This is a genomic window from Wolbachia endosymbiont of Drosophila incompta, assembly GCF_001758565.1.
Taxonomy (GTDB): Bacteria; Pseudomonadota; Alphaproteobacteria; order Rickettsiales; family Anaplasmataceae; genus Wolbachia; species Wolbachia pipientis.
The window spans coordinates 265,383-289,296 of record NZ_CP011148.1 but is presented as its reverse complement, the minus strand read 5'-3'; the positions used below and the strand labels follow the sequence as shown (position 1 = coordinate 289,296).

The window sequence follows — 23,914 nt, the reverse complement described above, 5'->3', positions numbered from 1 at the left end:
TTGATGAGGAAAAACAAATGTCAAGTATAAGTTTAAATGTATTAGATGATAGCGTGCTGATCAAGCCTATTAGCGAAGAAAAGCAAGGTGGAATTGTGCTTCCATCAAGTGCTGAAAAGAAACCTACTAAAGGTGAAGTTATAGCAATTGGTGAAGGTTCACGCAATTCAAGTGGCGAACGCGTAACTTTAACTGTGAAAGCTGGTGATAAAGTGTTCTATCGCCAATGGGCTGGTACAGAAATAGAACATAATAATGAGAAGCTTATCGTGATGAAAGAGTCCGATATACTTGCTGTCATTAAGTAGCAGTCTTTATTTTACTAAACTGAAACAAAGCGCAACATAGCGCATTGTAAATGATTTTATTATAGTTTTCTAAATTTTTTATTAACAAGAGGTGATAAAAATGACTAATGTAGTAGTATCAGGTGAGCAGTTGCAAGAAGCCTTTCGTGAAGTTGCAGCAATAGTGGATTCAACGGTAGCAATAACTGCAGGACCTAGAGGAAAAACAGTAGGGATTAATAAGCCCTATGGAGCACCAGAAATTACAAAAGATGGTTATAAGGTGATGAAGGGTATCAAGCCTGAAAAACCATTAAACTCTGCGATAGCAAGCATCTTTGCACAGAGTTGTTCTCAATGTAACGATAAAGTTGGTGATGGTACAACAACGTGCTCAATACTAACTAGCAACATGATAATGGAAGCTTCAAAATCAATTGCTGCTGGAAACGATCGTGTTGGTATTAAAAACGGAATACAGAAGGCAAAAGATGTAATATTAAAGGAAATTGCGTCAATGTCTCGTACAATTTCTCTAGAGAAAATAGACGAAGTGGCACAAGTTGCAATAATCTCTGCAAATGGTGATAAGGATATAGGTAACAGTATCGCTGATTCCGTGAAAAAAGTTGGAAAAGAGGGTGTAATAACTGTTGAAGAGAGTAAAGGTTCAAAAGAGTTAGAAGTTGAGCTGACTACTGGCATGCAATTTGATCGCGGTTATCTCTCTCCGTATTTTATTACAAATAATGAAAAAATGATCGTGGAGCTTGATAATCCTTATCTATTAATTACAGAGAAAAAATTAAATATTATTCAACCTTTACTTCCTATTCTTGAAGCTATTGTTAAATCTGGTAAACCTTTGGTTATTATTGCAGAGGATATCGAAGGTGAAGCATTAAGCACTTTAGTTATCAATAAATTGCGTGGTGGTTTAAAAGTTGCTGCAGTAAAAGCTCCAGGTTTTGGTGACAGAAGAAAGGAGATGCTCGAAGACATAGCAACTTTAACTGGTGCTAAGTACGTCATAAAAGATGAACTTGGAATCAAGATGGAAGATCTCACGCTTGATGATCTTGGTACGGCTAAAAATGTTAAAATTACTAAAGATAATACCACAGTTGTCAGCGAAAATAGCGATTCTGACAGTGTGAAAGCTAGAATCGAGCAGATTAAATCTCAAATTGAAACTTCAACTTCTGATTATGATAAAGAAAAGCTAAGAGAACGTTTAGCGAAATTATCAGGTGGCGTTGCTGTGCTCAAAGTTGGTGGAGCAACTGAAGTGGAAGTTAAAGAACGTAGAGATAGAGTCGAAGATGCGCTGCATGCAACAAGAGCTGCAATTGAAGAAGGTATAGTTCCAGGTGGTGGGGTTGCGCTTCTTTATGCTTCATCTGTTCTCGACAAATTAAAAGGTGCAAGTGACGAGGAACAAATAGGCATAAACATTATCAAGAAAGTTCTCAGTGCTCCAATTAGAAGGTTAGTCAAAAATGCTGGTCTTGAATCTGCTGTTATAATTGACTATTTGATTAAGCAGAATGATAAAGAGCTTATATACAACGTTGAGGCTATGAATTACGCTAATGCATTTACAGCTGGTGTGATTGATCCAGCAAAAGTGGTGCGTATTGCTTTTGAAACAGCGGTATCTGTTGCGAGTGTGCTGATAACTACTGAATCTATGATAGTTGATGTACCAAGCAAAGAAAATGCTTCATCTCCTATGGGTGCAGGAGAAATGAGTGGCATGGGTGGATTCTAAGTAGAATGAAACCGTGGAGCAATTGCTCCACGGTAGTTCCAAAAAATCTCACATTTTACTATTCGTTAAAGGTAATACGTTTGGTGCAGAAATGCACTACTGTTTGCATCCGTTTCACTCCTTTATATTGTGGTTGTCTAATAACAAAAAGGCAGCATAAGAAAACTATAACCCCTAGTATATTTATACTATAGCTGACCCAAGCAACACGTCATACCGCGATTCATTCCACAACTGTACGAACATTACAATATGGCACATAGTAAACGATGTCATGAAAGTAGCTGACACTGGAATGACACCCTTTTGGATGGAAACCAGTGTCACGCACTGGCATGACACCCATTTGTTCCTATAGTTGTCTTTTCTCGTCTACCTTATTTTGCCACTCTGCTGAACAGATACAATTTACAACCACCCCCCTACCCTTTTTAGTTGTTCAGCAAATATAGAGAGGTTAAAGGGAGTGGTATTACTTAAACAACTAAATAAAAAACCAGGTAGATCATTCTGAAATTCTTGCATTTTTGTCCATAATTTTGTTAAATAACTTCCCTTTTGGTCATATCGAACCAAATTTCTTTTTCACACCACCTTTTAAGCCACTTTCGTTAGTTTTTGTCATAATGCGATCAAACACTCCCAATAACCTCTTTAATAGGTTTGGAGTTAGCGAAGAGATAAGATCAACAGATACGTTATTGTTTTTGTCATCACCACTTGCTTTATAGTCTATTGAAACGATTCCCCTACTTTTCCCACCAGTAAGAAGTTTTCCAATTATAGGAATTTTTAACAAAGATTTATTAATTAAATATGCTGGTATTACTTGTCCTGCAACCTGGAATTTATAATTTCTAATATCGAGCTTACCACCAGTGCTAATACCTAACTCCGCCCCTTCAAGCCAAGATTCTTCAATTTCAATAGTGCCATCTTTGTATGAAAAAGGTGCATTACATTTGTAAAAGTATACACCTTCATTTTTTATGGCATTTACAATGCCAGGCAATGAAGACATCGACAATAAAGTAGTAAGTAGTGGAGCATCTTTGATGTAGAAATTGCTAATGGATAACGTACCATAATGTTCTCCACTTTCTCTCTGAGGAGAGAGATAAAAAGACAATTTGCCGTTTTTAATTGATTTACTAATGCCTAAGGAACGCAAAAGCATACCTGAATTATCCGCATATATTTCGAGCCCTATTCCACTGTATTCTGCTAGTATGTTGCTGCTATCTTCCAGAAACTGCCCTGTAAATTGACTTCCATTGCAATTACCTTTAGTACAGGTTACATTCAGCTTAGCATTTTTGATAACGATGCCTTCTTTCATAATTACATTGTCAACATTCATACTAATCTCTATATCTTTATTTAATCCATTACTGTTTTTGCCAAGCAAGCCTAAAATATCACTTAAGTTAATTTCCTCACCATAAATAGTTATGGCATTTTTCTCCTTACCTGATTCAATTTCTATACTAAAATCATTATCAGGCAATTTAAAGCTACTAGAATTTAAATATAAATTTCCATTTTCTACTCTTCCGCTGAATTTTATATCTAGGTCATTTCCTACAATGTCTAATTTATCTACTAACAATTCACCTGCTCCTTTTAACCTTGTAGAAAACAAAATTTTATTGTGATCTTCAAAGCGATTTTTCCACCCTAAGTAGCTTGAATGTGATTCAAATTCTGATAAATCTATATCACCATTAACATACCCCGTCTTATCTTGATTTATCACTGACTCTAAATTTGCACTGACATAGCCACTATCAAAATTAAATATTTGAGCGGGTAAATCTCCGGTCAAATTCCAGGCGAAACTTTCATTCCTATTGCTACTTTTCAGGTCAAATAATAGCTGTGTGTTATTCACCATACCACTACCATTTAAATCTATAAAGTCACTGCCAAAACTAAGCTTAATATCATATTTACCAAGACTTGCATTATAGACGGCCAAATTGTCAATTTCAGAATGAAAATTTGCTGAGAAGTCTACTTTTTTGTCATCAGCATTTAGATTAAAAATGCGAAAATTAAATGCGGATTTTGCCATTCCACTTACTTTATCCCTTTCAACCTTCACCACATCATCCAGCTTAAATCTTATAGGCTCATATAAACCATACGCATCACTTACAGCTTTGCCATTAATGGTTAGAACTGAATCTTCCTTATTTAGAGATTTCATTTCAATATCACCACCATTAACAGTGAAATTCTGAAACTTAGCGCTATTTACAGTAATTTCAAGATCGTTATTCTTGATGATCAAATCACCCTTCAATTCCTTTACTTGCTCAAAATCTTCATCAAATTTTACGCTACCGTTTTCTATATCAGCAACAATTACAATGTCTGACAGATCGTCATCAACCAAATTGTTAATTTTGCCATTGAAACTTACAATGGTATTTAAAACATCCCCATCAATATTATCACAATACCAGCTTTTAAATTTACTATTTACTACACTATCTGGTATATAAGTACATAAATCCTTTGCAGCAAACTTACTAATATTAATTCTAAGCAAAGCATGACTTGTACTAAAGTTCATTTTGCCTATCAAAGAGAGATACGTGTCATTTAACTTAAAATGGAAGTTTTTTACACTAATAATTCCATCACTATATGTTAAATTTATATTTACATTAGTTAAGGCCAAATTTTTGTTCAAATAATTTTCTGTATTCAATACGTATATATTTCCATCTACAATTTCATCCTTTTTATTAATTTTCACTGAGAAGCTTCCTTTGAATCCTATATTTTTGTCCAAATTGTAGCTTTTAACTAATGTAGAAAACTTGCTCAATAGTCCCAATTTTAGATCATAAAATGTCCCGTACACATTTAGCAAATTGTTGCGATTTTTTATCGTAATTGATAAATCATCCAAAAATCCCTTTCCATCTTTTGTATTCACATGAATATCTAAAACATTAAAATCTTCCCCCTTCCCTATATATAATTTATCAATAAAAAATTCATCTTCTGTGCTTTTATCAATAGCGATGTTAGTAAATTCAATTTTTGAATCCGCATTTAAGTCAAAAAAAAATTCCCTTATTGTTTTTAATAGATTTTTTGCACTACTTTCTGTCATCTTGAAATTCTTCCCTGTCATCCCAGTATCTTTTTTTCCTGTCATCCCAGCACTCGTCCTTGTCATCCAAGTAGCTTGACTACTTGTTTCTTTTTTTCTAGATTCCAGCGTCACGCGCTGGAATGACACCGAAGGAAGGCGGTTACTACTTAAATAATGATTATCCAAAAGGTCTAATGAGTTTTGCGGATTAACATTAGTTTCTTCTCTCTTGATACATACATGCACATTATCAGCTGAAACCTGAGAGAGATTTGTGCTAGCTTTAAATAAGGAACTTAACTTAAAATGTACAAAAAGCTCAGGAACTTTTATAGTAAAATTAGGGTTTGCTATTGCCAAATCCGTAATGACTAAATACGGATCTTTGCCATCTTTCTGCCAAACAACTGAGGTATTCTCCATATTAACGCTTGAGCCAACAAATATTTTTGATATTTTATGTTTAACATAAAAATCAATATAATTAATATTGATTTCTAAAGGCTTAAAAAAAATAAAGAAGCACAATATGAATAATAAAGCTACGGAAAATAATATAGTAATTTTTTTAAGCATCGATTATTGCTTTTCTTGCTAAACTATCAGCCTCCTCATTATACTTATCGCCACTGTGTGCTTTAACCCACTTCCAATCAATTTCGTGTTGTGAAGCAACGTTGTCTAGCTCTTTCCACAATTCCATATTTTTTACTGATTTTTTATTACTTGTTTTCCAGCCATTCATTTTCCACTTATTTATCCATTCTGTTATGCCATGCTTAACATAAAGACTATCCGTATATAAATTAATATTACAAGAAAATTTCAATACTTTCAGCCCATTGATCACCGCTGTTAACTCCATTTTATTGTTTGTGGTATTTTCTTCTCTACCATAAATGTCTTTTCTGTAATCTTGAAATAATATGATAGCTGCCCATCCTCCCGCTCCAGGATTACCAGAACACGCCCCATCCGTATATATTATCACTTCTTTTTTACTCATCTTTGTTTATATCGGTTAACAAAGTATATAGTTGCTTTTATGAAAGCACAATTTCTAAAGGTAGTTTAAGCTGCACCTTTAAATTTTATTATAGAAACAAAAAAAAGTGTGACAACGAGCATTACCAAAAGGAAAAGTAAAAAATAGTTTTTATGCTTCTGCCGTTCTTTCATAACTAAAATAAATCAATAGAACAAAAAATAATACTGGCGAATAGGGAAAATAGATAAGAAATTGAATAAGAAAACATTTTTTTCTGTGAGCTGTGATTCTTGAACTTCATAACAGATACAGCGTACCAAATAAAAACGCAACCTTCAAAGGTTGCCATGCTTAGATAAAGTAAAGCCTTTTTCAAAAATAGAGCCGGAAGCAAGCTAGTTAGCACCAGCAAAACACTATAAATTAATATATATTTTCTTGTTTTTTCCGGACCATAAACAATATTGAACATTGGAATCGATGCCTTTGCATAGTCTTCAGACTTATTTAAAGATAGGGCCCAAAAGTGTGGTGGAGTCCACATAAAAATTACTAAAAATAAAATGAAACTTTCCCAACTGACAGAATTAGTCACAGCTGCCCAGCCAATCATTGGAGGGAAAGCACCTGCTGCACCACCGATAACGATATTCTGCGGAGTACGCCTTTTTAGCCAAATTGTATATATGAAAACGTAAAATAATATGCTAACAGCAAGCAAAGCAGCAGAAATATAGTTTACTGCTATTGCCATGATAAATACTGACAATATTCCAAGAGTTATACCAAATTCAAGCGCACTTTCTGCAGAAACTCTACCTGAGGGTATAGGGCGGTTTTTTGTCCTTTCCATGAGCAGATCTATGTCTCTGTCATACCACATATTTATAGCACCTGCAGATCCTGAGCCAAGAGCAACACATATAAGAGATATTAGTGCTAGAAAAGGGTGCATACTACCTGGTGCAGTAACCATACTAGCAACTGCAGTAAATACCACAAGATACATTATCCTTGGCTTCAGCAAACGCCAAAAATCCAGTATTGTTGATTCAACATTTAGCAAAACACTTGTGTACATTCTATTTTACCACTGGTGGCTTTTCGAAAGTATGAAAAGGCGGTGGTGAAGATACCGTCCATTCCAAGGTGTCACCTTCCCAAGGATTATTTCCAGCTTTCTTGCCCCATTTAAAAAGATGTATAACTATAAACACAAAAAACATAACTGAAACAAAGGACATATACGAACCAATTGAGGATATATAATTCCAAGGGATAAACGCATCAGGATAATCAGGTATACGCCTTGGCATACCAGCTAATCCTAAGAAATGTTGAGGTAAAAAAGTGATATTGGTGCTAATAAAAGTAAGCCAAAAGTGGATTTGACCTAAGCGCTCATTATATTGTTTACCCGACATTTTACCAATCCAATAATAAAAGCCAGCAAAAGCTCCAAATAATGCAGCAAGTGACATGACATAATGGAAGTGAGCAACAACATAATAGGTGTCGTGCAGGAGCTTATCTATTCCACCATGAGAAAGAATTATTCCCGTTATGCCACCGCCAACAAACATGAAAATAAAACCTAGTGCAAATAGCATAGGGGTCTTAAACTCAATTGCTCCACCCCACATAGTTGCAATCCAGCTAAAGACTTTTACACCAGTTATAACACCGATAAAAATTGTGGTAGTGCTAAAAAATGCAGCAGCGTCAGCACTAAGCCCAACAGTGAACATATGGTGAGCCCAAACCATAAAGCCAAATACTGCTATACCTATCATTGCATAAACCATCCCTATGTAACCAAATACAGGTCTGTGAGAAAAAGTTGATACAACCTGACTTATGATGCCAAATGCAGGAAAAATAATTACGTAAACTTCTGGATGACCAAAAAACCAAAATAGATGTTGAAATAACACAGGATCGCCGCCACCGGCAGGATCAAAAAAGGAAGTACCAATATTGCGATCAGTAAGAAGCATAGTTATAGCACCGGCAAGCACTGGTAAGGCAACAATCAACATAAATGCTGTTAGCAAGACAGACCAAACAAACAGTGGCATCTTAGTTAATGACATTCCTTTTGTGCGCATGTTAAATATAGTAACTATAAAGTTGATCGCCCCAACAATTGACGACATACCAGCAACATGAAGTGCAAGTATAGCAATGTCAACTCCTGCACTTGGATGGGACATTACCTGTGATAGAGGTGGATATAAAGTCCAACCTGTACCTGGACCTTCACCAATAAACACTGAGAGAATGAGCAAAATAAAAGATGACACTAATAACCAAAAACTTAAATTATTCATACGAGGAAATGCCATATCTGGTGCGCCAATCATGAGAGGTACAAACCAGTTACCAAATCCTCCCATGAGGGCTGGCATTATCATAAAAAACACCATTATCAACGCATGCCCTGTAACCATTACGTTATATAATTGATAGTTATTGTTAAGTATATTAATGTGCATTAGCTGAGTGCGAATAATCACCGATAATAATCCACCAATAATTCCAGCTAATATGGAAAAAATAATGTACAGTGTCCCTATATCTTTATGATTGGTGGAAAACAACCAACGCTTTATGCCCTTTGGTACGTCACTCATATCTATACTCCAAATTTAACTCACTAATTTTCTATTTTCAATCCACTTATTAAAATCTTCTTTGCTTACTGCTTCAACAACAATTGGCATAAATCCATGGCCTTGACCACACAATTCGTAGCACTGCCCATAATAAACACCAGGCTTTTTGATATTAAACCACGCCTCATTCAGCCTACCTGGTATCGCATCAATTTTTACACCGAAAGCCGGTACTCCCCAACTGTGTATCACATCTCCTGCTGTAACTTGTAAACGAACGTTAGTATTAACGGGTAAAATGATGTTGTTATCAACAGAGAATAGCTTTAAATCTCCTTCGATAAAGTCTTCTTTTCCCTTAATATAACTATCAAATGACACACCTTGATATTCTGGATATTGGTAACTCCAATACCATTGATGGCCAATAACTTTCAGTGTTATATCAGCTTTCGGTATTTCTTCCTGTAGCTTCAGTAATTTAGCGTTTTCAAAGGCTAATATTCCAACAATGATAGTTGGTATAACAAACCAAATAATTTCTAAAGGAACACTATGGGTAGTTTAAAAAATATTTGTTACTTTGCTTTTACGAAAGCGAAACGCTATATAAGCAAGCAGCGCCCACACAAAAAGCATTATTGTAACCATCACAAGCATCACAAACGAATGTGACCTAACTACAGCCTCCATTACTTCAGTTGCAGGAGCAGGAAATCCAAATTGCCAGGAAGTAGGAGCAGAGGCAACAGATATATTTGAGTAAAATATTATCAATAGTGCAAATAACTTCACCATATCTTTTGTTTGTTTGCTATAAAACTAAGTGATATACTGTATAATAGTATATATAAACTTACTATGCAAATAGAGATTAGTGATGGTTAATAATTTTTTAGCATTCAACAAGTATAATAGTACAATACTAATTGAGGAAAAAAGCATTTACATAAATCTATTGTAAGTAAAAATATTATAATATTTTAAATTAAGTATTTACTTTAAGTAAATTCTATAATAAGTTTAATAGTGTCTGTTACTGCTAATAACCCTCTAGCCTCACACCTAAAAGCAGTAACAGACACTATTAAACTTTATGACAAGTTTATAATCTGTAAGATCAAAGTCTTACAAGTTTCTTTATTTCATTATACAACGAAATCTTTAGAGAAGCCAAATGGGCAAAGTTTCATGAAGGTCTTTGGCATCTCTTAGCATAGATCCCTTACTTAACCATCATACCGCGATTCATTCGCAGTATCTCAAAGCATAGATCCCGCTAACACGTAGCGGGATGACGATTGTCGTTTAGCCATAAACATTAAGAAATTTACCAAATAAAAAAAAAGGCAAAAGAAGCCCCGTGGTGGTTGGCTATTTACTATGTACTAAAATATCGGCGTTTTTTTTGACCTTATCCAGAAAAAGTGGAGAGAAAGTTTGGAATGTTTTTCACAAAGAGAATGATGAATCAAAATGCTCAGGAATGCAATAGTTAATAGTGACGTTGTTTGTTATAAAAAATTTCTATGTATTCAAATATTGCAGTTCTAGTTTGTTGAGCAGAGTGTTGTGAAGTATCAATAAGTATTTCTCTTTTCAATGAGCTAAAGAAGCTTTCCACAACAGAATTGTCGTAACAACAACCTTTATGACTCATCTATGTTTTTTATGGATAAGAGATATTGATAACCTTGCAAAGTATATTGTGAACCTTGATCACTATGTAATAGTAGATTTTTGGCAGGTTTACGCTTGTTAACGGCCATTAATAAAGAGTCCATAACCAATTGTTTATTTATTGAACTGCTCATTAACTACCATGCGTGAATATAGATCGATTATTGTTGCCAAATATAGCCATCCTTCTTTGGTTTTTATATAAGTAATCCCATACTTTATTTGGTTGATCAACAATAAAGTTTTGATCTAGTATATTGGGAGCTACAGCTCTATTATCTGTTTGTTGTTTTTTAATTTTAAACTTTCTTTTCAGTATAGCCCTGATGTCATTTTTCTGCATAATACTTTGCACCGTTTTCAAATTGCAACTTTTACCCAAAGCCTTCAATTCAGCATGAATTTTAGGAGCTCCATATCTACATTTAGAAGCTTGATATATTTTTTGAATATCTGCTAATAACTCTTTATTTGCTGATTCTCTACTGCTTATTTTTCTTGTGGTCCACTTATAGTAGCCACTAGCAGAAAATCCTACATAATTCCTGTACTTTATAGCAGTTACTATATAAAAAAATATTTTACTCTTTTTGACTGGCCAGGGCTTTTTTTTAAATGTCTCTTTCCCTTGTTACTTTTGCTAACTCTTTCTGTAAATCAAATCTCTCTTTGTCGTAAGGAGCCACATCTGGAAATGCATTTGCCGCTGACTTTTTTTTCGTTATATTTCTTCATCCATTTTCCTAATACACTATCCACTAGTGTTTTAAGTTTCTCTTCTAGATNNGCAACTGGTTGACCTACCTTTCTTTGTTCATTTGCCAGCTTAACAGCTTCCAATTTGAATTCTGCCGTATATTCTCTTGCCATTTCTAATCCTCCAAAATTTTATTTTACCCGAAAAAACTCCTTTCTTTCTCTCCACTTTTTCTGGGTAAGGTCAATTCGGAACTCTATTTCTTTTTTACGATCTTTACTTTTATTCTTATTGTTCATATAATATACTCTTCACTAATAATAAATTATTTTTAAATGTTTACTGTTATTTTCTTAGCAGTATTGGCATAAAGCCATAGCTTTTGGGTGAAGTCAAATCAAATTTTCAATTTTTTTTTGTTTATTTTTTTATGAAAAGGTAGAAGCTATTAATAGCTGCTAATTTCTTTAAACGATGTTGTCGTAGATTCGTATTTTTATACACCAAAAAGGGTATCTTTGATGTCTCCTACAGCTCCAAACTCATAGCATCCATTTGCCGGCCTTTTAAGGCGCTTTATAGAAGGGTTAATAAAAGATGTACAAAAGGACGTCTAAGATGCGTAGTAGCATTCTAAAGCCATCTATGGGAGACATTTTTTTCATCAACGCATTCAAAACTTAAAAAAATAAAAAACTTGAACATTTCTTCAGAATTATGTATAATTATTAATGCTTTTTAAGGTTCTTTCTTATGACTTTTTCTAAGTTTCTTGATCCCAAAAATGATGTATCGTTTAAGCGTATCTTCGGTACTGAAAAAAATAGAGATATCCTTATTCACTTCCTCAATGATATTCTTGGCTTTACTGGTAAAAATGAAATAAAGGATATAGAGTTTTTAAGTACTATTCAAGACCCCGATATCGCCGCTAAAAAACAAAGTATTGTTGATGTCCTCTGTAGAGATTCTTCAGGTGTTCAGTACGTTTGCGAGATGCAGGTCGCTAAAACTAAGGGCTTTGAAAAACGTGCCCAATACTATGCTGCTAAAGCTTACTCAAGGCAAGCTGATAAAGGTGACCAGTATCATAACCTTAAGGAAATTATCTTCATTGCTATAGCAGATTGTGTACTGTTTCCTAATAAATCTGAGTACAAATCAAAGCATACTATTCGAGATGAAGACACTAATGAGCATGATCTAAAAGATTTCTATTTTATATTTATTGAGTTGCCAAAATTTCCAAAGAATAAGGAAGATCAGTTGGAAAATATAGTTGAAAAATGGGTTTATTTTTTTCGATATGCAGATGAGACTAGTGAAGAAGAGCTGGAAAAAATAATAGGTAGTGATGTAATAATTAAAAAGGCCTATGAAGAGCTAAATAGATTCAACTGGTCAGAAAAAGAATTTATTGCCTATGAACAGGAAATAAAACGTATTCTTGATGAACAGGCTGTCCTCGCTCAAAAACTTGATGATGCTACTGAAAAAGGTAGAGAAGAAGGTAAAGAAGAAGGCATCCAAATCGGACATGAAAAAGGCAGAAAAGCAGAGAAAATCGAAGTGGCAAAGAACTCACTTAAGGCCGGTGTCTCTATTGATGTTATCGCTCAAATTACCGGCCTTTCGATAGATGAAATTCAAAAATTAAGGAATTAATACTTTACCTTGACCTCTAGCTTGAGTTAAATGACATTGAACAGAAGTATTATTTAGATAACTTTTAGGCTCCAAGCTTATTTGTTGTTCTTTTACGTCACTCACTTCTAATCTGCTTAACATTTGTTGCATTAATTGATTTATTACTGGGTCTATTCTTCTATTAAATTCAGCCATAAACTTATCAAACTTTTTCGGACTTAATCTACCGGGATCTCCGGGTTCTCTACCAGGCAATGCTTCCTCTGCGTATGATTTTAAAATCCCTGAAATTTCATTAAATTCACCACTCCTAATTTTTTCATTAATCTTCTCAAATAATTTCTCAAAATTAATATCTAAGCGGTGCATTTTTATACCACCTTTCGATTCAGCTTGCTTCTCTAATACTTCCTTGAACGACTTTATAATATCCGATGTGTAAAAAAGAGCCTTTACAGGATTAACATCAGAAAACTTAGGAAGAGGACACTTTTTATCTAGAAAAGCTTGTAACAAGAAAAACATCAAGCTAGCATTATTACTCGCACAAACTTCACGACTAAATTGGCTAGTATATTGGATATTTGGGTTTCTTACTGTATCAGAATGATTGGAGCTACTTCCTGCTGTACCAGAACGGCTAGAGCTATTTTCTGAAAATGAAGGCAACGCAGCCCTTAAAGGGGAAGAGATAAACTGAAAAACACCTTTAACAGCATCTATCCATGAAGACGGCTTACTTGCTCCGCTTGTAGCTCCTATTTTGTTATAGCCTATTTCGTCACTTTGCGATGAATTGTCTGATGCATTATCATAAGATAGATCACACTTAGCTTCTTTTGTAATACAAAATTAGTGACGGAGGTGCAGAGGCCTTAGCTGACGGTAATCTTTCAAATCTTACTTCACTTAACTTACAGTCTAACAATATTGGTGACGGAGGTGCAGAGGCCTTAGCTAATGGTAATCTTTCAAATCTTACTTCACTTAACTTAAGTGGTAACAATATTGGTGACGAAGGTGCAGAGGCCTTAGCTAACAGTAAGCTTTTAGGTTGTACTAAAATTAACTTAGATGGTAACAATATTGGTGACAAAGGTGTAGAGGCCTTAGCTAACAGTAAGCTTTTAGGTTATACTAAAATTAACTTAGATGGTAATATTGGTGGCCAAGGTCCAAATGGCTTAGTAGAGTTCTTAGCTGGCGGTAAGGCTTTAACTCTTGCTTTACTTAACTCAGATGGGTAACAATATGAAGGACTTAGTTAACGTACCAAGAAATAGACAGGGATGGACTTCTTTACATTATGCTGTTAAAAATGGCAATGTAGGTAAAATAAATGATCTAATAAAAGGAGGAAAAAATGTTGATGCACAAGATGAACAGGGATGGACTCCTTTACATTTGGCTGCTACCGGAAGTTATACAAAGGTAGTAAATGCTCAAATGTACGGGGATGATATTCATGCTAGAGAAACCGGAAGTGAGGAACCTATATATATTAAAGCATGCAAAAATATTATAGAGTCTTTCCTAGACAAACTATTAAACATTAAAGTAGTAGGAGCTTTAATAAAAGGAAAAGCAGAGATTAATGCAAAAGATAATCAGGGAATGGCTCCTTTACATTGGGCTGTTAAAGTTGGTCATATAAATGTAGTAAATGGTCTAATAAAAGGAAAAGCAGAGATTAATGCAAAAGATAATCAGGGAAGGACTCCTTTACATTGGGCTGCTCTAATTGATCGTACAAGTGCAGTAAAAGCTCTAATAAAAGGAAAAGCAGAGATTAATGCAAAAGATAATCAGGGAAGGACTCCTTTACATTTGAGTATTCAAATTGGCAGGACAGATGTAGTAAATACTCTAATAGACAAAAAAGCAGAGATTAATGCAAAAGATAGACAGGGAAGGACTCCTTTACATTGGGCTGCTAGCAAAGGTGGTATAGAGGTAGTAAATGCTCTAATAGAAAAAGGGGCAGATGTTAATGCAGTGAATAAGTATGGAGATGCACCTCTGCGTTTTGCTGCTCGAGATGGCCATATAGATATAGTGAAAGCTCTAATACAAGGAGGTGCTAATGTTAACGCAAGAAATAGTGACGGTACTCCATTACATACAGCTTATGGCCATGAAGAGATAGTAAAACTTCTAATAGAAAAAGGGGCAGATGTTAATGCAGTGAATAGTAATGGAGATACACCTCTGCGTTTTGCTGATCGAAATGGCCATATAGATACAGTGAAAGCTCTAATAAATTACGTAACAAAACTAGAAGCTGCTGATCTGTATGTTAGTCAAAAGAACTTAGAAGAAAAGAATAGATTGATAGGTGATTTGCACGATCTACACAGTAGTTATCCACAACAGCTTCAAAACTGTAAAAAAGAAGTCAAAAAGATTGAAAAAGAAAGTCAGGAACTACATTCCTTTTTGAAAAAAAGTGATATTAATGAACTAATTAGTGTGTGGGAAAGGAATGCAGACATACAGAATCAGATTGATAATCACGATAACCTAAAAGAGCAATATCCAGAATACGCTCATATTTTAATTAATAAAGCTAATGAAGTGAAAAAAGAAATTTTTCTGCACAATCATAAGCCGCTAATTGATGCTTTATCAGCACATTATAAATGTGATATAAAAACAATGACATTTGCTGGTATAGAAAACTTTTTTAAAGTTGTTCACAGGGATGATTTTAAAGAAAAGCTAGGAAATGGAGGAATAACTCTGAAAAACTTTGTAGATTTAAAAAATGTTGAAAAGAGAGATGATGTTCCTAAGTTAGGAGTAATTGCATTTAAGCATGGGTGTCAATTAAGTGAACCAAGGGTAACAAGAGTAATTGATCAGGCTCTTTCTCTCTAATAGGATCATTGAGCAAACTGTGGGTTCATGGTAGGAAAAAATTGACCTTACCCAAGAGAAGAAGAAAGAAAAATTTTCATAATAAAAGTGTTTTTTTAGAAGGAGCAGTAATGACACAAGGAAATTGGGACTCTGACAAAAATTTTGCAGGGTAGCTTGTTATATAGCTAAAAAGAACCAAATAGCAGGTTCACAATGTCAGTGAAGTTTATGAAGTTAGAATGGGTATAGAAGGAAAGAAAACACAGATCTCTAAAAAATATCAAAGTTAGAAAAATTATTCTTGCATTAGTTTTTATTTGTGCTATGTGCTGTACATAATATCTTTGTAGAATGGGGGGAGTATGTTAACTAGAGATATTTCAAGGCCTGAGCAGGTTTTTAGTGGAGCAGAAATAAGCGAAAAAAAAGAGCTATTAAAAAAGCTAGAAGAGAAATCAAATACTCGACAAGGGCAGTCAGAAATAGGCGGATCGTTTGATGATCAATATGAGTTGATTATAGAATATCTGTTGCAGATTCCACCATCTAATGATCGGTTAGAAATTTTACGAAAGCAAGGACATTCACAGAGTGACATAGATGAAATGTTTAGTCAGGGGGATTCTTGGTATACTCAATCAACCATATCGTCATTTCGAAGTTATAATAGTCCACCGTCTTTAATGGATAGTAAATATTCACTGAGTAAACAGGTATCTGTTTGGTCCGCTTTAGATCATAATCTCACAGAAAGTCAAAAGAAGTTAAACATAGAGTTACTAAATGTTTTAAAGTATCTAGAATGGCATGATGAAGGTGCTCTTTTTGATTATGATAATGGTCAGGTCGATGAGCTTGAAGAATTTTTAAAAAATAATAGAGGCAATCCAGATCTAAAAGCCGTTCTAAATGTCAAAAGAGGAGAATCTGGGTCAACAGTATTGCATGCGATTGCGGGAGCTCATATAGGTGCATCTTACCGTCAAGAAGACCGACCTATAAATTTACTCTTAGAAGCAGGAGCCAGTCCAAATATACAGGATGATAAAGGAGAAACACCTTTGCATCGCGCTTCTGCTATGGGCTATGATAAAAATATATATTCTCTCTTAAGGGGAAATGCTGACCCCAATATATGTGATGGACAAGGGAAAACTCCACAACAAACTGCAGTTGATAATCATAATTACCATGTTGAAAGGTGTTTTTTTACTGACAATCAAAAAAAGTTGCGAAAAGAATTAAATAATATACTTAATGAACATCGCTACAAAGAAGGCAATTTAGGCTATATTGTTACACTCACTCTATTTCAGTTTCTCGAAGATCTAGAGGAGTTTTTACATGAACATAAGAATAATAAAGACCTAAAAGTAGTTTTAAATACTCGGGACATAGCAGGAAAGTCAGAAGTGCTGGAACATGTAAAAAATGCTTTTTCCGGCTTTCAAGCTGCTGATGAAATAAAGAAATTACTTTTGGAAGCGGGAGCAAAAGAGTTCACGTATGAAAGGAAAAAATGCTTACCTAAATCTGGGGTTTTGTGGGGTAATATAATACCAGCTCAGAAGGAAAAGCTAAGTAGATCCTTAGGTATTTTATCTGAAATTCAAGACATAAATCAATTGGAAAAATTCGTGAAGATAGCTATCAAGTCTGGAGTGCGACTTAATTATCGTTTCACCGTTCCTTCACCTTTTGAAGGTTATAGTTTCACAGATTATGTGATAAAAAGAATTAGTGAATTAGAAAAGTCTCCTAAAGTTGCTAGTGGTATAATATGTCAATTGGTATCAAAAGGAGCAGTGTTTGGTAGCCCAGAGAGCATTGATGTAATTGATGAACTGGGATTAGAATGCAAAGATCACAAAGCCAATATGATAAAAGCTTTTGAAGGTTACATTAATGATGCCCATAGGTTTATTAAAGTTGCGAAAAGTGCAACCACTAGTAAATTGAATGATATAGCAATAGGTAATACTACTCTTTACTTAGAATATTCGGAGGAGAGCAAAATAGATATTGCAAAGATCACCGATGGAGCGAGAAGTTTATGGTTAACTCATGAAAATGCAGGATATGAAAGAAATATAGTAAAGATTGGTGAAAGTGAGGTGGAAATTATAACGCAAAATGGTAAAAGGCATTACACAGACCTTACAGCCAATAGTAATATAGCATTGATTTTCTGTACCTCTTTTGGAGAATTAGAAGTTAGATTGTATTCTGATAAGCAAAATGAAAACAGGATTAGGGTAGAAGCAAGAGATCAAGGGATGTTGAAAAAATTAAAAGATTGTGGAGAAGAAATAGGAAAAAATTGCTCACTTGGTTATCACTCAGTTTATGATGCTATTGAACGTGGGTACTTCGAAAAGCCTGCTCCATCTTCAAGAATTGTCCAGGAAGAAAAATTACAAAATGGTAAATGGGCAGATCAAGTACGATATACAAGAAAAAATGGAGCACAAATTGGATAGTACTAAGCTTTGTAGACAAAAACGTTGGTATGGTTTTTACTGCTTCAAAAAGGTTTTACTTTATTTTTTTTATTTTAATAATAATATTTTTAGGAGGGTTTATGCACACATCTAAACTTACTGCAGCAGAGAAAGATTTAAATAGCAAGCTATTTTATGCTGTAGAACAAAATAACCTTGATAAGGTTAAAGAGCTTATTAGAAATGGGGCTGATATTCATGCTAGAGAAATTAGTAGTAAAAAAGCTATACACATTGCTGTTAAGAAAGGGAACAAAAATATCGTAGAGTTTTTCTTAAATGAAGGGATAAGCGTTAACGATACCAATAACAGCGGTTGGACACCTCTACACTATGCTGCCTTTGGTGGTGAGTTGGAAATAGCAAAACTTTTGGTTGCTGATGGGGCTAATGTTCGTGCTGAAAACGCTTATGGTCAAAAGCCTATAGATTTAATTCATTATGGTAAAGATGATGGATATAAAGGCATTATGGAACTTCTTCTAAATAAAGGAGGAGGAAAGGTTAATGATATTGATAAAGAGGGTTGGACACTCCTACACTATGCTGCCTTTAATGGTAATTTGGAAACTGTAAAGTTTTTAATTGACAAAGGAGCTAGCATTCATACTAAAAACAATGGACGTGAAACGCCTTTAGATCTCGCTAGAGAAGGAGGAAGTACGGAAGTTGTAAATATGTTAAGCAGTATAAATACAAAAGTGACAGATGTATCGGTATCTCAACTCTCTATACCAAGAAAAAGGACTGTATGAATTGATATAAGCAAAAAAGGGAGGATGTTTCTATAGGTTATACACGTCAAGTTATTGTTAAAAATAGCAGCAGGACTAACGGAGGTAATTTTTAGTTAATAGTTTAAGAAATCTTCTAAAGAAGTTATCTTGTTGTTTATGATTTTTTGAGCATAGCCTTTTATGCTAGATTCAAAGAAGACTGAATAGGCTGCTCCACACTTTCCACTTTTTCTAGCTTTGTGCTGGGCTTTAGCACATTATACAACGCAAAGCTCAGACACACCAATCCAGCTATTCCCACAACCGCTGCTATTACAGGCATTTTCATGATATACAGTGCAACACCGCTTGCCAATAACACTGCACCAACAACACCAGCTACAATTGGTTGAATTGCCTTTTTTGATGATTTTTCGTCTACAGAATTTCCTTTACTATCAAAATATAGTTCAGTTGGAGATGGGATATCAGGCTCTTCTTCTGTTAAAGCATTTTGAGCTTTCTCACTGGTTTCAAATATTAGCTCGCTATCTTTATTAATATCTCCACGCAATTGAGCTGTAGCTTTACTTTCCCATGTTAAATTATCTGTCAACTTCTCTCTTGATTCTGTATCAGTTTTGATTAATTTTCTTTTATGCTTTATTTCTGTTAATGATTTTCCGTTCTCAGCACTTCTAGATTTGCTATGAGAGCACGATTGCGTTTGATCTCTTTTCACAACTTCAGTAAAAGTGGTTGTAGAAATACTGGAACTTTGTGTCTGATCTATATCATCTTTTGTTAAAATATTTTTAGCTTCTTCACTGCTTGCAAGCATAGGTTCATGTATTTCAAGATCTTCACAGTCTTTATTGATATCTTCACAGCTAGTTTCAGCATTACCACTTACAGGTTTAACTTCTATATTAAGACTTTCTTTAAATTCCTTGAGAGTTGCTACAATTTCTTTACAATTTTGTTTATTAGCATAATCAATTAGTGTATAGCTTATCTTCTGGCTATTTGCTTTTTCTTTTATCATTTTCTGGTCGAGGATTTCTTTCAAAATACCGTTTTCTTTAGAAACTTCTAAAACTGCCCTAACAGCTTTGCTATTTTTCTCTGAAATACAGTATGCTAGTACCGTGTAGGTTGTTTTTTGAACACCCAGAATTTCTCCGGTTAATTCGTCATTCAGAAGATCTTTTAAAAATTTTCGTTTTGCTGCTTCTTGTAAAAACGTCTCAAAAGCTTGATTATTCTTAAGAGATATAGCATAACACGGTAGCGTAAATACTCCTTTCCTCCCTTCTTCACTATAAGGTATTTTTGTTGTTAAAATTTTCTGTAATGTATCATCATTAAATTTTTCAGCAATGCTATTCTCATTTTTCGTCCTTCTCCAGAACATAAAGGACTTTTTTTTTCCCTAGATTTTCTATTTCTTGCTTCAGAGTATCAAACTTACCTTTCTCTTTTTCTGTTAATCCACATAATTTATCAGTACGCTCTTTTTTCTTTACTGGCATAGTATTTCCCTTCGTATAATGTTTGTTTTATAAGTTAGTTGCGTTAATAACGTATTAATTGTGTGATTTTTAAGACGCTAATTTGTAAAATTTTTCCATTTGCTCACTCCATAGCATCGGTATTTCCCTTAAATCAACTAACCGCAAATTACTCGGTTGTCTCCCATTTACTATGTCTTCTTTGATCTTTGGTGCTAAATAATTTAATCTTAAAATTTGTTGTATACGTCTTGTACCTATATTAATTTTAATGCTCAGCTCTTTCACACTTCTATATTTTCCTTCCTCTAGTTGACGTTTCCAAAGATGGGCTCTTACCACTGCTTTCAGTAGCGCATTGTTTGTTTTTCCTTCTGGTTCCACTACTGTGCATTTGTTTCCTTTCTTCTTTAAATTCATTGGTATAAATTTTTCCTCTGACTCAGAACACACCTCTATTCCATCTTCTCTTACCCACACTGTTTTTATTAATTTCTTCACTGCTTCTTTCTGTTTTCCAAAACTTAAATTTTCCCATTTTTCTTTTTTTGCCCCTTTTTCCCAATTCTCATATAAGCATTCCGCTCTCTTCATTACTTCTTTTTCCACTTCTCCGGCTACTACTGTTCGGTTCATCGACTTGCAACCTTTTCCTCTTAAATGGTTATTGCATATATAATATCGATACCTTTTATTTTCTTTTTTTGAGTATGTCAGCGTCATGTTTACTTTGCAGCATCTGCATCTTATCATCCCCTTTAGTAGCGCCTCTTCATATTTTTTGCCTCGATATGGCTGATTCTTTATTAATTCCTGTGCCTTTTGCCATTTTTCTTCTTCTATTATTGCCTCATGCTTTCCTTTATACTGCTTCTCATAATGCCGTATTTTTCCCATATATATCGGATTTGTTATTATTCTCCTCACTGTGGCCTTTTTAAAGATATCTGATTTTGCTTTCGTTCGATATCCTTCTCTGTTTAACTCTCTTGCCAATTCTGCCATTGATCTCAGCTCCATATATCTCTCAAATATATGCTTTATTACTTTTGCTTCTTTTTCATTTATTATTAATTCCTTCTCTTTTACATCATACCCTAGTGGCACATTCCCTCCCATCCATAATCCTTCCTCTTTCGATGTTGCTATTTTATTTTTTACTCTCTCTACTATCATTTCTCTTTCTAGCTGTGCCGCTCCTGATAACACTGTTTGTACAAATTTTCCCATTGGTGTGTTGTTATCAAATATTTGCGTCACTGCTACAAAACTTATCCGGTGCCTTCTAAAAAATGACGTTACTTCTATGCAATCCTTCGTTTCCCTTGATAACCTGTCCAACGTGTATACTACCACGCAGTCTACCTCTCCGGCTTTTACATCTTCAAATAATTCCTTTATCGCTGGTCTATTTAAATTACTTCCTGAATAGCCTCCATCATCATACCTTTTGGCTAATGCTACCCACCCTTCTCGGCTTTTTATATATTTTTTACATGCTACTCGCTGTGCATCAAGACTATTAAACTTCTGCTCTAGCCCGTCTTCATTTGATTTTCTCGTATATATCGCACACCTTACCTCTTTTAGCATTCTCAACTTACCTTTTTATCACGCATCCCAAATAATAAAGGACCGTTGTAGCTCATTCCCATTATTTTTCCGGCTACCGCTGATAATGACGTAAAAAATTCTTCTCTGTAGATTAAACCCTTATCTGTTACCATCACTGCATGCGTTTCTTCACCTCTTTCTAATATCAACTCCGTTCCTACTGCTGGCAGTTTATCGCTACTTATCCTTTTTCCCTGTTCTAGCCGATCTGCCAGGTATTTTAGTCTTTTTGCTCCTTTTCTTGATATTTCTCCATACGCTTTCTCCTGCAACCTATACGCCAATCTTGGTATCAAATATTTCTTTGAGTTTCTAGGCGCTTCTTCCACAAAGACCTTCCTCCATATTTTTCTCAGCTCTTCCAACGCTTTTTTCTCTAAATTCAATACTTTCTTTTCTATTCCTTCCATCCTAGCTTCTGAATTTAAAAAAAAGTTGCGGCTCATAGCACTTTTTCATCCATAGTTTCTAGCTCTTTCACCTCTTCTTTTGCTACTATCACACCTGCTGCTGTACTTTCCGATACAACTCTTATTCTTTCTATAAATTCCCTCTGTTTATTTGCCATTTTTACGTTCTCTAACACTTCTTTTATCTCTTTATTATTTCTCACATAATCCATTGGGGTCTTGCCAAATTTATCTTTTTGTTCCACATTCCCTCCCGCTTTTACTAGCTCTTCTACTATTTTTATCTCTGCTACCATGCACGCAAGGTGTAACGCGGCAAATTTGCTACTTCGTTCCACTGCGTTTACATCGACTCCTGCCTTTATCAGCTCTTTTGTATTTTCTAGACGTTGCCCCATCACTGCTAGGTGTAGTAGTCTATATTTCCCGGCATCTGCTGCATCTACATCTGCTCCCTTTTTGATTAATAATTTCACTTTTTTCGGATCTGGCATTCCCACCGCGTAATGTAGTATCGTCCTTCCTTTTGTGTCTTTTTTGTTAATATTTTCTATTGAGTTATCTAATACTTCTTTCCACGACTTATTAAATTCTTCTCTTTCTTTCTTACTAAATTTTACCATAAGTTCCTCAGCTATTAATGCAATATAAAGTGGCTCCAATTTGGCTCACTTTAGCGCTTAGCAAACTTTGTTTGTTTACCAGCTACTTTTTCACTTAGGGCTGTTTTGGCATAAAAAGCAAGTTTTTTTTACAAAACATACACATTTTTTCAGCATATTATATTAAGATATAAATCTATATATTTAATCTGTTAAATAATAGCAATTCCTCTCCTGCTGTTGCCAGCTTTTCTCTTCTATTTTTTCCATATATTTAGCCTCTTATTTCCTCACAAAAAGTCTGCAAACATCTACAGCCCTTTCCTCCACATCATTTAGCTTCTTTCCACCATTTACCACCTGCTTTTCCGATACCTTACTTATTTTTTCCATTAACTCCCTCTGTTTGTTCACTATTTTTCCTCCTTTTTTCTTTAATACCTCCCTTGTCTCTTCATCACTTGCGTAATACATTGGGCTAAATCCTGATATACTTACCAGGTTTATTTCTGCCCCTGCTTTTATTAACTCTTCTACTATCTTTTTTCCACCTACCATACACGCTAGATGTAGTGCCGTATTTCCATCTTCTTCGGTTGCGTTTATATCTGCTCTGGCTTCTATTAATTCTTTTACGTTTTCCAGACGCATTCCAAGCGCTGCTGAGTGCAGTGGTGTATAACCTTCGTTATCTCTTGCATCTACATCTGCTCCTTCCCATATCAGCCAGTTTACTTTTTTTCTCGTCGACATTTTTGCTGCTCGGTGCAACATTGTTTCACCGTTTTCATTTTTTCTATTTATATGCTTTTTAGACAATTTGCCTGCAAGCAACTCTTGAAATAATTCATTAAAATCATCCCTTTCTTCTTGACTAATCCACATGATGTACCTCACTATAAAACTT

The 23,914-nt window shown here is 34.7% G+C and carries 18 protein-coding genes and 2 pseudogenes; 7 read left to right on the top strand and 13 right to left on the bottom strand.

All coding sequences use genetic code 11. The annotated features are described in order from the left end of the window. Positions 1-26 precede the first annotated feature (26 nt). Positions 27-308 (top strand): co-chaperone GroES, encoded by a 282-nt coding sequence (locus WG67_RS01345; RefSeq protein ID WP_173862895.1) that lies wholly within the window; start codon positions 27-29, stop codon positions 306-308. Positions 309-408: 100 nt separating this feature from the next. After that, positions 409-2,058 carry a chaperonin GroEL gene (gene groL / locus WG67_RS01340; protein WP_070356787.1) on the top strand — a complete coding sequence of 550 codons (1,650 nt, stop codon included), beginning with the start codon at positions 409-411 and terminating at the stop codon, positions 2,056-2,058. A 562-nt stretch (positions 2,059-2,620) separates the two neighbouring features. On the opposite strand, the gene WG67_RS01335 is transcribed toward groL, so the two are convergent. The 6 genes and pseudogenes from WG67_RS01335 to WG67_RS08075 form a co-directional block, all read right to left on the bottom strand. Continuing rightward, positions 2,621-5,743 carry a YhdP family protein gene (locus WG67_RS01335; RefSeq protein ID WP_070356786.1) on the bottom strand — a complete coding sequence of 1,041 codons (3,123 nt, stop codon included), beginning with the start codon at positions 5,741-5,743 and terminating at the stop codon, positions 2,621-2,623. Continuing rightward, positions 5,736-6,173, bottom strand: a complete 438-nt coding sequence (gene rnhA / locus WG67_RS01330; protein ID WP_010082655.1) for a ribonuclease HI — start codon at positions 6,171-6,173, stop codon at positions 5,736-5,738. Before rnhA ends, WG67_RS01335 begins: the two co-directional genes overlap by 8 nt. A 175-nt stretch (positions 6,174-6,348) precedes the next feature. Beyond that, positions 6,349-7,236 (bottom strand): heme o synthase, encoded by an 888-nt coding sequence (locus WG67_RS01325; RefSeq protein WP_010081859.1) that lies wholly within the window; start codon positions 7,234-7,236, stop codon positions 6,349-6,351. Position 7,237: 1 nt separating this feature from the next. Then, on the bottom strand, positions 7,238-8,788 hold the full coding sequence (ctaD, locus tag WG67_RS01320; RefSeq protein WP_070356785.1) for a cytochrome c oxidase subunit I: 1,551 nt from the start codon (positions 8,786-8,788) through the stop codon (positions 7,238-7,240). Between the two features lie 15 nt (positions 8,789-8,803). Further along, a pseudogene (gene coxB, locus WG67_RS01315) lies at positions 8,804-9,568 on the bottom strand (cytochrome c oxidase subunit II). A 654-nt stretch (positions 9,569-10,222) separates the two neighbouring features. Continuing rightward, positions 10,223-11,320, bottom strand: a pseudogene (locus WG67_RS08075) (IS3 family transposase). 580 nt (positions 11,321-11,900) lie between these two features. Here WG67_RS08075 and WG67_RS01300 point away from each other — a divergent pair. Then, a complete protein-coding gene (locus WG67_RS01300; RefSeq protein WP_070356784.1) occupies positions 11,901-12,812 on the top strand; it encodes an Rpn family recombination-promoting nuclease/putative transposase in 912 nt (303 codons plus the stop codon). Here the strand turns inward: WG67_RS01300 and WG67_RS01295 are convergent. After that, positions 12,801-13,463: a hypothetical protein gene (locus tag WG67_RS01295; RefSeq protein ID WP_220468173.1), complete on the bottom strand. Its 663-nt coding sequence runs from the start codon at positions 13,461-13,463 to the stop codon at positions 12,801-12,803. The two genes, WG67_RS01300 and WG67_RS01295, sit on opposite strands and share 12 nt — an antisense overlap. A gap of 182 nt (positions 13,464-13,645) precedes the next feature. Between WG67_RS01295 and WG67_RS05925 the strand changes: the two genes are divergently transcribed. The 4 genes from WG67_RS05925 (at position 13,646) to WG67_RS01275 (ending at position 18,909) form a co-directional block, all read left to right on the top strand. Further along, entirely contained in the window at positions 13,646-14,041 is a 396-nt protein-coding gene (locus tag WG67_RS05925) for a leucine-rich repeat domain-containing protein (protein ID WP_156768675.1), read from the top strand. A gap of 4 nt (positions 14,042-14,045) precedes the next feature. Further along, positions 14,046-15,671 carry an ankyrin repeat domain-containing protein gene (locus WG67_RS01285; RefSeq protein ID WP_179945727.1) on the top strand — a complete coding sequence of 542 codons (1,626 nt, stop codon included), beginning with the start codon at positions 14,046-14,048 and terminating at the stop codon, positions 15,669-15,671. Between the two features lie 344 nt (positions 15,672-16,015). Further along, positions 16,016-18,133, top strand: a complete 2,118-nt coding sequence (locus WG67_RS01280; RefSeq protein ID WP_070356781.1) for an ankyrin repeat domain-containing protein — start codon at positions 16,016-16,018, stop codon at positions 18,131-18,133. Positions 18,134-18,234: 101 nt separating this feature from the next. Beyond that, the gene (locus tag WG67_RS01275; protein ID WP_245683383.1) at positions 18,235-18,909 is read left to right on the top strand and encodes an ankyrin repeat domain-containing protein; all 675 of its coding nucleotides are present in this window, start codon (positions 18,235-18,237) and stop codon (positions 18,907-18,909) included. A 160-nt stretch (positions 18,910-19,069) separates the two neighbouring features. On the opposite strand, the gene WG67_RS01270 is transcribed toward WG67_RS01275, so the two are convergent. The 6 genes from WG67_RS01270 to WG67_RS01250 all read right to left on the bottom strand — a co-directional run bounded on the left by WG67_RS01270 (position 19,070) and on the right by WG67_RS01250 (position 23,892). After that, entirely contained in the window at positions 19,070-20,284 is a 1,215-nt protein-coding gene (locus WG67_RS01270; protein ID WP_070356780.1) for a WD_0033/WD_0034 family tandem repeat-containing protein, read from the bottom strand. After that, positions 20,259-20,402, bottom strand: a complete 144-nt coding sequence (locus WG67_RS06575) for a hypothetical protein (protein WP_010962488.1) — start codon at positions 20,400-20,402, stop codon at positions 20,259-20,261. The genes WG67_RS01270 and WG67_RS06575 overlap by 26 nt, the downstream gene beginning before the upstream one ends. A gap of 69 nt (positions 20,403-20,471) precedes the next feature. After that, a complete protein-coding gene (locus tag WG67_RS01265; RefSeq protein WP_010962487.1) occupies positions 20,472-21,974 on the bottom strand; it encodes a recombinase family protein in 1,503 nt (500 codons plus the stop codon). Positions 21,975-21,976: 2 nt separating this feature from the next. Next, complete coding sequence (locus WG67_RS01260; protein WP_015588926.1) at positions 21,977-22,405, bottom strand: DUF2924 domain-containing protein; 429 nt, start codon at positions 22,403-22,405, stop codon at positions 21,977-21,979. Positions 22,406-22,437: 32 nt separating this feature from the next. Further along, positions 22,438-23,028 (bottom strand): ankyrin repeat domain-containing protein, encoded by a 591-nt coding sequence (locus WG67_RS01255; protein WP_070357040.1) that lies wholly within the window; start codon positions 23,026-23,028, stop codon positions 22,438-22,440. Between the two features lie 261 nt (positions 23,029-23,289). Further along, the gene (locus tag WG67_RS01250) at positions 23,290-23,892 is read right to left on the bottom strand and encodes an ankyrin repeat domain-containing protein (RefSeq protein ID WP_010962484.1); all 603 of its coding nucleotides are present in this window, start codon (positions 23,890-23,892) and stop codon (positions 23,290-23,292) included. Between the last annotated feature and the right edge of the window lie 22 nt (positions 23,893-23,914).

Coding starts and splice junctions, on each gene's coding strand:
- groL (WP_070356787.1), top strand. CDS start 409: ATGACTAATGTAGTAGTATCAGGTGAGCAGTTGCAAGAAGCCTTTCGT.
- WG67_RS01335 (WP_070356786.1), bottom strand. CDS start 5,743: ATGCTTAAAAAAATTACTATATTATTTTCCGTAGCTTTATTATTCATA.
- rnhA (WP_010082655.1), bottom strand. CDS start 6,173: ATGAGTAAAAAAGAAGTGATAATATATACGGATGGGGCGTGTTCTGGT.
- WG67_RS01325 (WP_010081859.1), bottom strand. CDS start 7,236: ATGTACACAAGTGTTTTGCTAAATGTTGAATCAACAATACTGGATTTT.
- ctaD (WP_070356785.1), bottom strand. CDS start 8,788: ATGAGTGACGTACCAAAGGGCATAAAGCGTTGGTTGTTTTCCACCAAT.
- WG67_RS01300 (WP_070356784.1), top strand. CDS start 11,901: ATGACTTTTTCTAAGTTTCTTGATCCCAAAAATGATGTATCGTTTAAG.
- WG67_RS01285 (WP_179945727.1), top strand. CDS start 14,046: ATGAAGGACTTAGTTAACGTACCAAGAAATAGACAGGGATGGACTTCT.
- WG67_RS01280 (WP_070356781.1), top strand. CDS start 16,016: ATGTTAACTAGAGATATTTCAAGGCCTGAGCAGGTTTTTAGTGGAGCA.
- WG67_RS01275 (WP_245683383.1), top strand. CDS start 18,235: ATGCACACATCTAAACTTACTGCAGCAGAGAAAGATTTAAATAGCAAG.
- WG67_RS01270 (WP_070356780.1), bottom strand. CDS start 20,284: ATGTTCTGGAGAAGGACGAAAAATGAGAATAGCATTGCTGAAAAATTT.
- WG67_RS06575 (WP_010962488.1), bottom strand. CDS start 20,402: ATGCCAGTAAAGAAAAAAGAGCGTACTGATAAATTATGTGGATTAACA.
- WG67_RS01265 (WP_010962487.1), bottom strand. CDS start 21,974: ATGCTAAAAGAGGTAAGGTGTGCGATATATACGAGAAAATCAAATGAA.
- WG67_RS01260 (WP_015588926.1), bottom strand. CDS start 22,405: ATGGAAGGAATAGAAAAGAAAGTATTGAATTTAGAGAAAAAAGCGTTG.
- WG67_RS01255 (WP_070357040.1), bottom strand. CDS start 23,028: ATGGTAAAATTTAGTAAGAAAGAAAGAGAAGAATTTAATAAGTCGTGG.
- WG67_RS01250 (WP_010962484.1), bottom strand. CDS start 23,892: ATGTGGATTAGTCAAGAAGAAAGGGATGATTTTAATGAATTATTTCAA.